The organism is Paracoccus sp. DMF-8 (assembly GCF_029309835.1).
In the GTDB taxonomy this organism is placed as follows: domain Bacteria; phylum Pseudomonadota; class Alphaproteobacteria; order Rhodobacterales; family Rhodobacteraceae; genus Paracoccus.
Map to the genome: position 1 here is coordinate 472,084 of NZ_JARJHL010000010.1, position 12,568 is coordinate 484,651.

Sequence of the window (12,568 nt, forward strand, 5' to 3'; positions counted from 1 at the left end):
CATGGCCACGCCCCCCGATGACAGCCTGTTCGAAGAGGCTGTGACACATGCCGTCCGGCTGCAGGCCAACCCCGACAGCCCCGCCGCCCTGCAGGCGCTGGCCGCATGGCGCGCCCGCAGCCCCGCCCATGACAGCGCATGGTCGGAAATCGCCGAGATCCACGGCATGACCGGCGCCCTGCTGGCCCCTGTGCCGCCGGATCGCGGCACCAGCCGCCGCAAGGTGCTGGGGGTGGGGGCAGGGCTGGGGGTGCTGGGCCTTGGTCTGGCGGGCGGGGCCGGGCTGCTTGCGCCGGGCATGGTCCTGACCGCGCGGGCGGATCATGTCACCGCGACCGCGGAACTGCGCGATATCGCGCTGCCCGACGGCAGCCGGATCAGCCTTGGCCCCGACAGTGCGATTGCGCTGGATTTTGCCGCGCAACGGCGGGGCGTGACGCTGCTTTCGGGCATGATCTGGTGCCGCATCGCCCCGGGCGCGGGTGATTTCCGGCTGAGTTGCGGGGATATGCGGATCGACAGCCATGCCGCCGAACTGGCCCTGTCGCGGGAAGGTGGCGTGATTTCCGTGGCGCTGGACCGGGGCGCGGCGACAATCGGCGGCCATGCCGGTCAGGAGGTCACGCTGACGGCGGGCGACTGGCTGGAACTGGATCGGGGCGGGCGCATCATCCGCAGGGTCGGCCTGACCCCGGCCGACGCCTCGGCCTGGCGCGAGGGGATCGTCACGGTCGATGCCGAACCGCTGTCCATGGTGGTTGCCCGCATTGCGCGCTGGATGCCCGGCCGCGTGGTGATCGCCGATCCGGGGCTGGGGGACAGGCTGGTCAGCGGGGTCTTTGACATGGCGCGCCCCGATGACGCCCTGCTGGCCGCCGTCAGCCCGCATGGCGCGAAACTGCGCCGCGTCTCGAACTGGGTGACGGTCGTCACCGCGCTTTGAGGGCGCGGGAAAATAAATTTTCCGATGGGGGTGAAAATTCCCGCGCGCCATTCGTAAAGGTTGTTGAGGCAGCCATTGGGCGTTGTTGCAGAACTCTCTTCCCTGAGGGGTTCCCATCGTGAATCCAGTGGGCTACGCCCCTGGGATGAGTAATCCTGAGCGCAGCCGCTACCGCAGGACGAACTGGACATCCTGCAAGGATGCCTTGAGGCGTCGGGGGTCGTTGCTGATCTGGCTGGACAAGGACATGGTGTGGCTGGCGCCCAGGGCTGGTCGTAATGGTCGGCCGCCGGTGTTCTCCGATGCCGCGATCCAGTTCTGCCTGATGGTGAAGGTCCTGTTCGGGCTTCCGCTTCGGCAAACAACCGGGATGGTGGCGAGCATCCTGTCGATGGCCGGGCTCGACTGGCCGGTTCCGGATTTTTCGACCCTGAGCTGCAGGCAGAGGAGCATCGAAGTGCAGATATCGAGCCGCCGTGCACCGGGGCCGCTGAACCTGCTGGTGGACAGCACGGGGATCAGGTTCCCCGGCGACGGGGAATGGCTGGCGCGCAAGCATGGCACCCGCCGCCGACGCCAGTATCGCAAGGTCCATCTGGCGATGGCCCCTGTCACCGGTGACATCCGGGCGGTGGAATTCACCTCCAGCGACAAGGGCGATAGCCCCATTCTGCCTCACCTGCTCGACCAGATCCCACCTGATGAGCAGATTGGCACCGTGACCGGGGACGGCGCCTTCGACACAAGACGCTGCCACACTGCGATCCTCGAACGCGGTGGCACGGCGGTCATACCCATACGCAAGAACGGACGACGATGGCGGCAGGACTGCCCTGCCGCCGCTGTCCGCAACGAGATCCTCCGGGCAACCCAACGCCCGGGCAGGACCATATGGAGGCGCTGGTCGGGTATCACGCCCGAAGCAGGATCGAAGCCAGGATGCGGTGTCTCAAGGCATTCGGTGAACGCATCGCATCCAGAGACCCGGACCGCCAAACCGCCGAGATCCATATCCGCGTCGCTCTGATGAACCGATCCAATGCCCTCGGCTCCGCCGAGATCGAACGCGTGGCATGAAACAAACGGGGAAAGGGGCACCGGCGCCAACACCCTGACTGCTGCAACAACGCCCATTCAAAAGAAAATCAATGATATGTAAAGGGAATTGCAGCGGATTGCATGAAAATCGTACATCTCGGTTCAGAGATCTCAGTCGCGGGAGAGATGTGCTGAGTTCTATTGCGAACTCCATGCGTATGGATCACTGATCGCGGGCCTGTATATATCAGGACCTGCCGGATATATAGGGCGCGGATATGACGTTGGCGCCCAGGACCCCGACCGCCGTAGTTCGCGGATGGCGCGGGTTGAGCGCCCGATGATCGGCCTCGACCGGTGACTGCGCCCGGCACAGGTGGTCGCGGCCCTCATATGCGCGGCAAGCCAGCCATCCGCCTGTTGTCCCGCTCCGGCCACCCCACGGATCAGCCGCCCGCCGTAGGCCTTGCCGGATGCAACAGGTTCCGGATCGCCCGCACCGCCATGACGATCAGTGCCTGTATCGGACAGTTGCGTCCTCCATACCCGCAGGATGCTGGTCTGGGCAGGGCGCCCGTGGCACAGATCGTCATCGAATGCAGGCCTTTGGGGTATCAGCCCAGCTTGCCGTCGGGCTGGAAGAAATGCGACAGGGGCAGGGCGGCCGCGCCAAGCATCCGCGCGCTGCGGCCCAGGCTGCCCTCGACGATGCGCGGGCGGTCTATCCCGGCGGCGGGCATCTCGGTCAGCGCGTGCTGCGTGGCCTCGGTCAGGCGCAGGCGCGTGGCGGCGGGCACGGCGCCGTCCAGCACCACCAGCGACAGGTCCAGAAGCGCCGTCGCGGACATCGCGGCGAAGGCCAGCGCGCGCCCGGCCTCTGCCACCCATTCCGCCTCGATGGCCTGCGGGACGTTCCAACCGGCATCGTCGGGGGGCAGGGCATGGCCCAGCCGTGTTTCCAGCGTCGCGACCGAAGCAAGCTCCAGCAACTGCCGCCCGTCGGGCATCGGCAGCGACCCGAGTGCGCCGGCGTTGCGCCGCGGACCCAACCGCAGCCGCCCGTCCAGAACGACGCCGCCGCCCGCGAAATGCGCGATATACAGATGCAGGAAATCCGCTGGCAGCGGGGTGCGGCCAAAGACCAGTTCCGCCGCGCAGGCGGTCGAGGCGTCGTTTTCCAGAAAGACCGGAAAGGGCAGGTCGCGCGCCAGTTCCGCCCGCAGGTCGCGGCCGCGCCAGGGCGCCATTTCGTCGCCCCAATCCCACAGCCGGAACGGCGCGGCGATGCCCAGCCCGGTGATGCGCCCCTGCGATTCGGCGGGCAGGCTGGCGGTCAGGGTGCCGATGCCCTGCCGCGCGAAGCTGATGACCCGGTCGGGGTGGGCAAAGGGGCAGACCTCCTGCCGGTGCATCCGCACCGCGCCGGTGAAATCGACCAGCGCCAGTTCGATCAGGCGCCGCCCCAGCTTTAGCCCCAGAAACCACGCCCCGTCCGGCGCCAGCGCCAGCGGGGTCGATGGCTGGCCGACCTTGCCGCGCACCACCTTGCCCGGATCCAGAAAACCGTCGGAAATCAGTTTTCTGGTCAGGTTGGTGATGGCCCGGGCCGACAGTCCCGTGCGCTGTGCCAGTGCCGTCCGCGCCAGCGGACCATGCCGCCGGATCAGCGACAGGATCAGCCGTTCGTTCCGGCTGAGATCGCGTGCCGGGCTGTCATTCGCCATGTGGTGGCCCTCCTTCCGCATATTAATCAACATGATTGATTTATTGACAAGCGTCTTTTCATCGGGCTTTCTGTGGATCGAAGCGGACGAGGGGATCCGCAGATCTGGGAGGAGAATTCAGCCATGACCATCAAGACCGTATTTCGCCTGTCGCTGGCCGCTTCCGCACTGGCTCTGGCTGCCGGTGCGGCACAGGCGCAGGCGCCGGTCAAGGCCTGCCTGATCACCAAGACCGACATCAACCCCTTCTTCGTCAAGATGAAGGAAGGCGCAACGGCCAAGGCGCAGGAGCTGGGGATCGAGCTGATGACCTTCGCCGGCAAGATCGACGGCGATCACGAAACCCAGCAACAGGCGGTGGAAAGCTGCATTGCGGCGAGGGCCAAGGGTATTCTGATCACCGCATCGGATACCAAGGCGATCGTGGAATCCGTCACTCAGGCGCGTGATGCGGGCATTCTGGTCATCGCGCTGGACACCCCGCTGGAGCCGATCGACGCGGCGGATGCGACCTTCGCGACCGACAACCGTGAGGCCGGGCGCCTGATCGAGGACTGGGCTGCGGGCAGGTTGGGCGATGCGGCGGCGGATGCGAAGATCGCCATGCTGGACCTGTCGGCGGCGGGCGCGACGGTCGATGTGCTGCGCGATCAGGGCTTTCTGGAAGGCTTTGGCGTCGATGTGAAAGACGAAAACGTCATCGGCGATGAAGACGACGCGCGCATCGTCGGCCACGAGATCACCTCGGGCAACGAAGAGGGTGGGCGTGGCGCGATGGAGGCGCTGATGCAGCGCGACCCCAATATCAACGTCGTCTATACGATCAATGAACCGGCCGCGGCGGGTGCCTATGAGGCCTTGAAATCATTTGGAAAGGAACAGGATGTGCTGATCGTTTCCGTCGATGGCGGCTGCCCCGGCGTCGAAAATGTCGCGGCGGGCATCATCGGCGCGACCTCGCAGCAATATCCGCTGCTGATGGCCTCGCACAGGATCGAGGCGATTGCGGCTTTCGCCAAGGACGGCACCAGGCCCGAAACCTCCGAGGGGCTGGATTTCGTCAATACTGGCGTCAATCTGGTGACGGGCGAAGCCGTGGACGGGGTGCCTTCGATCAGCGTCGAGGACGGCACCGCGCAGTGCTGGGGCTGACGCGCCCCGGCCCGTTGCCCGCCTGACAGACCCGGCGCGGCGGCGGGGCACCCCGCCGCGCCGCCTTGCCCTCAGGAGTGTTTTGATGTCCGACAGTCCCGACCCCGTGGTCGAACGCAACCCGGCCGACGAGGTGGCCCGGTTCGACCACCACGCCCACGGCCCCGTGCAACGGCTGCAGCATTTCCTGCATCGCTATCCGACCATGGTCCCGGTCATCGTGCTGGTCCTGTCGCTGGTCGTCTTCGGGATGATCTCGCCCAATTTCTTTTCGGCCTTCAACCTGTCGCTGGTGATGCAGCAGGTCGCGGTGGTCGGCACGCTGGCCGCCGCGCAATCGCTGGTCATCCTGACCGCCGGGATCGACCTGTCGGTGGGGGCGGTGATGGTGATGATCTCGGTCATCATGGGCAAGCTGTCGGTCGATTTCGGCATTCCGGTCCCGATTGCGATCCTGATCGGGCTGGCCTGTGGTGGCATGACCGGCATGCTGAACGGGATTCTGGTGACGCGGCTGAAGCTGCCGCCCTTCATCACCACGCTTGGGACATGGAATATCTTCCTTGCGTTGAATTATTATCTGTCGGGGCGCGAAACCATCCGCAGCCAGACCCTGGACGCCGAGGCGCCGCTGCTGAAACTGTTCGGCGAACGCTTCAACCTGTGGGGGGCGGTGCTGACCTGGGGCGTCGTGCTGATGCTGATCGTCTTTGCGGTGCTGTGGTATGCGCTGAACAAGACGGCCTGGGGGCGGCGCGTCTATGCGGTGGGCGACGACCCCGAGGCCGCGGCGCTGGCCGGCATCCAGACCAGACAGGTGCTGATGTCGGTCTATATCGTCGCGGGCGTGATCTGCGGGCTGGCCGCGTGGTCATCAATCGGGCGCGTGGGATCGGTCAGCCCGACCTCGTTCTTCGAGGCCAATCTGGAATCCATCACCGCCGTGGTGATCGGGGGGATTTCGCTGTTCGGCGGGCGCGGCTCGATCCTCGGGCCGCTGATCGGGGCGCTGATCGTCGGCGTCTTCAATTCGGGGCTGCGGCTGGCCGGTGTGGACGTGCTGTGGCAGCTTTTCGCGACCGGCTGGCTGATCATCGTCGCCGTCGCCATCGACCAATGGATCAGGAAGATTTCGTCATGACCGAACCGCTGCTTTCCGCCCGCAACCTGGTCAAGCGCTATGGCCGCGTGACCGCCCTGAACCGCGCCGATTTCGACCTTTATCCCGGCGAGATCCTGGCCGTGATCGGCGATAACGGCGCCGGGAAATCCAGCTTGATCAAGGCGATATCCGGCGCCATACAACCCGATGAGGGTGAAATCCGGCTGGACGGCCAGCCGGTCGGTTTCGCCAGCCCGCTGGAGGCGCGCCGCGCGGGCATCGAAACGGTCTATCAGACACTGGCCCTGTCGCCCGCGCTGTCGATTTCGGACAATATGTTCATGGGCCGCGAGATCCGCCGCCCCGGTGTTCTGGGCCGTTGGTTCCGGATGCTGGACAAGCCCGCGATGGATCGCTTCTCGCGCGAGAAACTGACGGAACTGGGGCTGATGACGATCCAGAACATCGACCAGCGGGTCGAAACCCTGTCAGGCGGCCAGCGGCAGGGCGTCGCGGTGGCCCGCGCCGCGACCTTCGGCAGCCGGGTCATCATTCTGGACGAGCCGACCGCCGCATTGGGGGTCAAGGAAAGCCGCCGGGTGCTGGACCTGATCCTTGACGTGCGTTCGCGCGGCATTCCGATCGTGCTGATTTCGCACAATATGCCGCATGTCTTCGAGGTGGCCGACCGGATCCACATCCACCGGTTGGGGCGGCGGCTGTGCGTCATCAACCCGCGGGAACATACGATGTCGGATGCGGTCGCCTATATGACCGGCGCGCGGGTGCCCGAAGGCGTCGCGGCCTGACATCGGATGCCCTGCGGTTTGCGGCGACCGGGATCGCCCGCCGGGGCGCGCGCGGGGGATCCGCTGCCGGATCCTATTCCGCCGCCTCGGTATAGCGGGCGCTGATCCCTTCGAACCGGGACGGGCGCGAGCTGTCGGCCACGCTTTCGCGGCCGATGTAATGGCTGCGCCATGTCGCGGCGGGATGGCTGTCGCGCACCCGACCGCCCCTGTCGCCCAACAGTTTCTCGCGCAGCGTGCCCGGCGCGTATTCCGTCTGCGCCCGGCCGCGCTTGCGCAGTTCCGGCACGACGAAGTCGATGAAATCCGTGGTCGAGGCCGGCGTGATCGCATAGGCAAGGTTGAAGCCGTCGACACCGCCCTCATCGACCCATTTTTCAAGCTCGTCCGCGATCTTCTGCGGCCCGCCGACCAGAACAGGCCCAAGCCCGCCGATCGCGCGTTTGCGGATCACATCGCGCACGGTCCAGGTCTCGCCATCGGCGGCAAGCGATTCCAGTGTCGTGCGCAGGCTGTCGTTTTCCACGGCGGTCAGGGGCTGATCGGGATCCAGCGTCGAAAAATCCAGCCCGGTCCAGCCGCCATACAGCGCCAGCACGCCCTCGAGGCTGGCATAATCAAGATATTCGTCATATTTGCGTTGCGCCGCATCATCGGTCGGGCCGGTGATGACGGTCAGCAGGGCAAAGATCCTGAGGCTGTCGGCGTCGCGCCCGGCCTGTCTGACGTCGTTGCGGATGGCATCGGTCAGCTTTTTCGCGGTTTCGGGGCTGGTGGCCAGAATGAACATCGCCTCGGCGTGACGCGCGGCGAATTCGCGGCCGCGCGACGATGCCCCGGCCTGAAAGATCACCGGCGTGCGCTGCGGCGAGGGTTCGCACAGGTGAAAGCCCGGAACCTTGAAATATTCGCCCTCGTGCCGGATCGGATGGACCTTGGCGGCATCGGTGAAGATGCCCTTTTCCTTGTCGCGCAGGACGGCGCCATCTTCCCACGAACCTTCCCACAGCTTGTAGGTGACCTCCATATATTCATCGGCCAGATCGTAGCGGGCATCATGGGCGATCTGGCGTTCCATGCCGATATTGCGCGCGGCGCTGTCCAGATAGGATGACACCACGTTCCACGCGACCCGGCCCTTTGTCAGGTGGTCCAGCGTCGAAAGGCGGCGGGCCAGCAGATAGGGGTGTTCGAAGGTCACCGCGGCGGTGATCCCGAAGCCGAGGTGGCGGGTCACCGCCGCCATGGCCGAGATCGCGCCAAGCGGGTCGTTCACCGGCACCTGCGCCGCATCCTGCAAGGCCGCCTCGGCAGAACCGCGATAGATGTCGTAGACGCCGACCACATCGGCGATGAACAGGGTATCGAAGGCCCCGCGCTCAAGCTCGGTGGCCAGGTTGGTCCAGTATTCCAGATCGTTGTAGCGCGCGGCCTGACTTGCGGGGTGACGCCAGGTGCCAGCCGCCTGATGGCCAACGCAGGTCATGTCGAAAGCATTGAGGATAATGCGCTTTTTTCGGTTTCCGGAGTCGCTTGGCCTGTCATCGGGTCGCACCTTGGCATTGAAAGGGCATCGCCCTTTGGTTGTTCGGGATAGCCGACCGCCGCACGGGGGGATTTGCGGGGCAGGGCTCATGCATCGTGAAAAGACGATCAGATTGATAGGGATATTTACAGGCAACCCGGCCCTTGGGGCCATTCCAAAAAACCATGGCGAAATGGCGCAAACCGGCTGTCGCGCCCGGCGCGCGGAGAAGAAAGCCGCTGTCGCGCTGGCGGGGGGCCGGGGGCGGGGCCATCATCTGCGGGCGCACAGGGGCGGGGCGACCCGGTTCAGGTGGACATGGCCCGGAATCGCATGTTTTCACCGCAGCGGATCGTGCCGCATATGTCGGCGGGGATTGCGCCGGTGACGGTCCCGGAATGGCGTCGGCCGCATCGGCGCGCAGGACCAGATCGCCGGCGGCGATCCGCCTTCCGGCCCGCGAGGCACCGGCCAGCGGCACATTCCCGCCGCGCCGCGACGCGCGGGCAGGCGGGCCTAGGGTCTGGACTCATTGAGTTTCAAAGCCAGTAGATGACGAGGGCAGCAAGTGCGATTGCTGACAAGAATACCTTGGGGCAACGGTCGTACCGGGTCGCCACACGCCTCCAATCCTTGAGCCTGCCGAACATGATCTCGATCCGGTTGCGCCGTTTGTACCGGCGCTTGTCGTACTTGACGGTTTTCTTCCGCTGCTTCCGGCCCGGGATGCAGGCGCGTATCCTTTGTCTTTCAACGCTTCTCTGAACCAGTCGGCGTCATAGCCGCGATCCCCGAGCAGCCAATCGACATCCGGCAGGCTGCTCAGCAATGCCCGCGCGCCGATGTAATCGCTGACCTGTCCGGCAGTGACGAACAGGTTGAGGGGGCGCCCTGGCTGTCGCAGATGGCGTGCAACTTGGTGTTCATGCCGCCCTTGGTGCGACCAATCAGGCGCCCACGCCCCCTTTTTCACGCCCATGCTGGTCGCGGTGCGGTGGGCCTTCAGGTAAGTGGCGTCGATCATCACGGTCTTCTCTTCGCCGTGCCCGGCCGCCAGACCCGCCATCATTTGGGCAAAGATGCCCTTGTCGCTCCACCGCTTCCAACGGTTGTATAGTGTCTTGTGCGGGCCATAGGCTGCCGGGGCATCGCGCCACCGTAAGCCATTGCGATTGATGAAGATAATCCCGCTTAACACGCGTCGATCATCGACGCGAGGCTTGCCGTGGGACTTGGGGAAGAAAGGCTCAAGACGCGCCATCTGCGCGTCCGTCAACCAAAAAAGATCAGACATGGTCACCGCTCGCTTTTCGGACCGTGAATCACGCCGCCAGTCGGAAATCAATGGGTCCTGAGCCTAGTTCTGCAACCGGATTCGCGGCTGGCGTTCGACGGTGGCCCATTCCGGCCAAAGCCCGAAATGTTCCAGCCCCAGCAACAGCAGCCCGAAGGCGATGATCGCCAGCACCATCACGACCATTTTCGCACTGGGCGGATTGCGCGCCCATCTCGACGCGCGGATCAGCCATCCCAGGTTGTTCATCAAGCCCTTCTCCTGCTAGTTTCCGCCATGAATCTGTCGAGTCACGGACCACACCTTGCCCCATCACAGCGACAGCCGCATCGTGCCCTATGGCGCATCCCAGATGTATGATCTGGTAGCCGATGTTGAAAGCTATCCGAAATTCCTGCCGTGGAACAGCGCGGCCCGTATCCGCACGCGCCGCCCCCAGGACAACGGCTCCGAGGTGATCGAGGCGGATCTGGTCATCAGCTTCAAGGTCTTTCGCGAGAAATTCGGCAGCCGCGTGACGCTGTGGCCTGCGGAAAACCGCATCGACACCGAATATCTGGACGGCCCCTTCAGCTACCTGCGCAGCGGCTGGCATTTCACCGACCTTGGACCCGAGGATCCCGCAGGACCGGGTTGCCGGGTCGATTTCTTCGTCGATTTCGAATTCCGCAACGCCATCTGCGGCAAGGTCATCGGCGTCGTCTTCGGCGAAGCCATGTCGCGCATCGTCCGCGCCTTCGAAGACCGGGCCAAGGCACTTTACGGCACCAGTCGCTGAACCTGCGGTCCTTCAGTGCGGGCGCGACAGCCGGGCCGTCGGGACCGCTGGCATGAAGAAAAGCGGGCATGTGATCGCCCGGCCTTCAGAACTACGTCCCTGCCAGCAGCCTCTGCTGTGTGTGACGGGGTTTTTCTATAAAATTCCAAGATATATTGCGTAATGCTTTGATATTATTAAAGTTTACTCCAGATCAGCAAGTCCCTGAATTGGTTGCTACTCGTCGCAACCTGCGCCTGTGATGCCTTGCAAAAAGCTGCAGGATCGTTGCCGGAACGCTCGTTTCGATCACGAACGCTTTGTGCAAGAACCGTCAGCGATGGGCGCTCCCGACAGGCTGACAGCTCTTTTATGCCATGCAAAATATTCCCTGACGTCGGCCGACGACACCCCATCGACGGCGCGCCGATCCGGTGATGAGACCGGCCAGACAAGCGCCGGAGACGGCCCGGAACCTTGTTTTTCAAATCATTGGACGTCAGCGTCACGGCGCACGAGCGTCGCGGCAAAAGGGGCGTCAGAAAGCTCTTGTCTCTCCTTGTCCTGATCCATATACGGGTCAGCGGAGATGTGGCCGAGTGGTCGAAGGCGCTCCCCTGCTAAGGGAGTATACCGGGAACGGTATCGAGGGTTCGAATCCCTTCGTCTCCGCCACTTGCCCTCGCGAAAGCGTTCTCCCGATCCGGCTGCGGCCGGATTTTTCCGTTGTTTTCGAGGGTTATGCGGGAGGGGCTGAGCACTGCCGCTGCCGCCAGGTGGCCCGAAAGCGGTCTCTCAGGGCCGATATTCTCCGGACCTCATGACTGCGCCGATTTGGTGCTTAGCCTCTAGGCTCAGGACCCATTGATTTCCGACTGGCGGCGTGATTCACGGTTCGAAAAGCGAGCGGTGACCATGTCTGATCTTTTTTGGTTGACGGACGCGCAGATGGCGCGTCTTGAGCCTTTCTTCCCCAAGTCCCACGGCAAGCCTCGCGTCGATGATCGACGCGTGTTAAGCGGGATTATCTTCATCAATCGCAATGGCTTACGGTGGCGCGATGCCCCGGCAGCCTATGGCCCGCACAAGACACTATACAACCGTTGGAAGCGGTGGAGCGACAAGGGCATCTTTGCCCAAATGATGGCGGGTCTGGCGGCCGGGCACGGCGAAGAGAAGACCGTGATGATCGACGCCACTTACCTGAAGGCCCACCGCACCGCGACCAGCATGGGCGTGAAAAAGGGGGCGTGGGCGCCTGATTGGTCGCACCAAGGGCGGCATGAACACCAAGTTGCACGCCATCTGCGACAGCCAGGGGCGCCCCCTCAACCTGTTCGTCACTGCCGGACAGGTCAGCGATTACATCGGCGCGCGGGCATTGCTGAGCAGCCTGCCGGATGTCGATTGGCTGCTCGGGGATCGCGGCTATGACGCCGACTGGTTCAGAGAAGCGTTGAAAGACAAAGGGATACGCGCCTGCATCCCAGGCCGGAAGCAGCGGAAGAAAACCGTCAAGTACGACAAGCGCCGGTACAAACGGCGCAACCGGATCGAGATCATGTTCGGCAGGCTCAAGGATTGGAGGCGTGTGGCGACCCGGTACGACCGTTGCCCCAAGGTATTCTTGTCAGCAATCGCACTTGCTGCCCTCGTCATCTACTGGCTTTGAAACTCAATGAGTCCAGACCCTAGGCGTCTGAAATGAGATGATTTTCTTGGAAAACGGGCTGAACACTTCGATGCCGGTGGCATTCGCGAAGTGGAACTGAAATCGAACTCAAGCCTATCCTCGCGCGTGAGGCCACCCCGATCATTCCGATCCGCAAGAACGGGCGGCTGTGGAAGGAAGATTGCCCGGCAGCACGCGCCCGAAACGACACCCTGCGCGCCACCCGACATTACGGTCGGGCTTTCTGGAAACGTTGGACTGGATACCACGCCCGCAGCCGGATCGAGGCGAGGATGCGCTGCCTGAAATCCTTCGGCGAACGCATCATGGCGAGAGACCCGGATCGCCAGACCGCCGAAGTCCACATCCGCGTCGCACTCATGAACCGCTTCAACGCCCTCGGCACAGCCGACATCGTCCGCGTAGCCTGAGTTGAGTGGGGGAAGGGGCAGTCACGCCTCAAGCGATAGTTGCGCAACAACGCCCATCTCGACCCCACCTCACTTTCTGGTTTCGCTGACGGCGCTCGCAGACTCGGTATGGCAGTGCATG

10 protein-coding genes, 1 tRNA gene and 3 pseudogenes are annotated in these 12,568 nt (G+C 64.1%); 9 read left to right on the forward strand and 5 right to left on the reverse strand.

Annotation, left to right across the window (positions count from 1 at the left end; genetic code table 11):
• The first annotated feature begins 1 nt into the window (after position 1).
• Complete coding sequence (locus tag PE067_RS09620; protein ID WP_276189169.1) at positions 2-943, forward strand: FecR domain-containing protein; 942 nt, start codon at positions 2-4, stop codon at positions 941-943.
• Between the two features lie 145 nt (positions 944-1,088).
• A pseudogene (locus tag PE067_RS09625) lies at positions 1,089-2,020 on the forward strand (IS5 family transposase).
• 575 nt (positions 2,021-2,595) lie between these two features.
• Here PE067_RS09625 and PE067_RS09630 read toward each other — a convergent pair.
• Positions 2,596-3,705: an ROK family transcriptional regulator gene (locus PE067_RS09630; protein ID WP_276189170.1), complete on the reverse strand. Its 1,110-nt coding sequence runs from the start codon at positions 3,703-3,705 to the stop codon at positions 2,596-2,598.
• A gap of 123 nt (positions 3,706-3,828) precedes the next feature.
• On the opposite strand from PE067_RS09630, the gene PE067_RS09635 reads away from it, so the two are divergent.
• The 3 genes from PE067_RS09635 (at position 3,829) to PE067_RS09645 (ending at position 6,768) form a co-directional block, all read left to right on the forward strand.
• Positions 3,829-4,857, forward strand: coding sequence for a sugar ABC transporter substrate-binding protein (locus PE067_RS09635; RefSeq protein ID WP_276189171.1), 1,029 nt, complete (start codon positions 3,829-3,831; stop codon positions 4,855-4,857).
• An 85-nt stretch (positions 4,858-4,942) separates the two neighbouring features.
• The gene (locus PE067_RS09640) at positions 4,943-5,998 is read left to right on the forward strand and encodes an ABC transporter permease (protein WP_276189173.1); all 1,056 of its coding nucleotides are present in this window, start codon (positions 4,943-4,945) and stop codon (positions 5,996-5,998) included.
• Complete coding sequence (locus PE067_RS09645; RefSeq protein ID WP_276189174.1) at positions 5,995-6,768, forward strand: ATP-binding cassette domain-containing protein; 774 nt, start codon at positions 5,995-5,997, stop codon at positions 6,766-6,768. The genes PE067_RS09640 and PE067_RS09645 overlap by 4 nt, the downstream gene beginning before the upstream one ends.
• A gap of 73 nt (positions 6,769-6,841) precedes the next feature.
• On the opposite strand, the gene PE067_RS09650 is transcribed toward PE067_RS09645, so the two are convergent.
• The 4 genes and pseudogenes from PE067_RS09650 to PE067_RS09665 all read right to left on the reverse strand — a co-directional run bounded on the left by PE067_RS09650 (position 6,842) and on the right by PE067_RS09665 (position 9,836).
• Positions 6,842-8,323 (reverse strand): LLM class flavin-dependent oxidoreductase, encoded by a 1,482-nt coding sequence (locus tag PE067_RS09650; protein ID WP_276189175.1) that lies wholly within the window; start codon positions 8,321-8,323, stop codon positions 6,842-6,844.
• 509 nt (positions 8,324-8,832) lie between these two features.
• On the reverse strand, positions 8,833-9,063 hold the full coding sequence (locus tag PE067_RS09655) for a transposase (RefSeq protein WP_346429687.1): 231 nt from the start codon (positions 9,061-9,063) through the stop codon (positions 8,833-8,835).
• Positions 9,057-9,587: pseudogene (locus tag PE067_RS09660) on the reverse strand (IS5 family transposase); the annotation flags it as partial. The gene PE067_RS09655 and the pseudogene PE067_RS09660, both read right to left, overlap by 7 nt.
• Before the next feature lie 63 nt (positions 9,588-9,650).
• Complete coding sequence (locus PE067_RS09665) at positions 9,651-9,836, reverse strand: hypothetical protein (protein ID WP_276189176.1); 186 nt, start codon at positions 9,834-9,836, stop codon at positions 9,651-9,653.
• 55 nt (positions 9,837-9,891) lie between these two features.
• On the opposite strand from PE067_RS09665, the gene PE067_RS09670 reads away from it, so the two are divergent.
• The 4 genes and pseudogenes from PE067_RS09670 to PE067_RS09685 form a co-directional block, all read left to right on the forward strand.
• Positions 9,892-10,365, forward strand: coding sequence for a type II toxin-antitoxin system RatA family toxin (locus PE067_RS09670; protein WP_276189177.1), 474 nt, complete (start codon positions 9,892-9,894; stop codon positions 10,363-10,365).
• A gap of 564 nt (positions 10,366-10,929) precedes the next feature.
• Positions 10,930-11,019: transfer RNA gene (locus tag PE067_RS09675), tRNA-Ser, on the forward strand.
• 240 nt (positions 11,020-11,259) lie between these two features.
• Positions 11,260-12,016, forward strand: a protein-coding gene (locus PE067_RS09680) for an IS5 family transposase (protein WP_276188865.1) whose coding sequence is annotated in 2 segments (ribosomal slippage) — positions 11,260-11,591 and positions 11,590-12,016 — 759 coding nt in all. Because the reading frame shifts where the segments join, the coding sequence is not laid out codon by codon here.
• A gap of 116 nt (positions 12,017-12,132) precedes the next feature.
• Positions 12,133-12,447: pseudogene (locus PE067_RS09685) on the forward strand (transposase); the annotation flags it as partial.
• Between the last annotated feature and the right edge of the window lie 121 nt (positions 12,448-12,568).

Bases quoted from the DNA above. Each gene is read 5' to 3' on its own strand.
- PE067_RS09620 (WP_276189169.1), top strand. From the start codon at position 2: ATGGCCACGCCCCCCGATGACAGCCTGTTCGAAGAGGCTGTGACACAT.
- PE067_RS09630 (WP_276189170.1), bottom strand. From the start codon at position 3,705: ATGGCGAATGACAGCCCGGCACGCGATCTCAGCCGGAACGAACGGCTG.
- PE067_RS09635 (WP_276189171.1), top strand. From the start codon at position 3,829: ATGACCATCAAGACCGTATTTCGCCTGTCGCTGGCCGCTTCCGCACTG.
- PE067_RS09640 (WP_276189173.1), top strand. From the start codon at position 4,943: ATGTCCGACAGTCCCGACCCCGTGGTCGAACGCAACCCGGCCGACGAG.
- PE067_RS09645 (WP_276189174.1), top strand. From the start codon at position 5,995: ATGACCGAACCGCTGCTTTCCGCCCGCAACCTGGTCAAGCGCTATGGC.
- PE067_RS09665 (WP_276189176.1), bottom strand. From the start codon at position 9,836: ATGAACAACCTGGGATGGCTGATCCGCGCGTCGAGATGGGCGCGCAAT.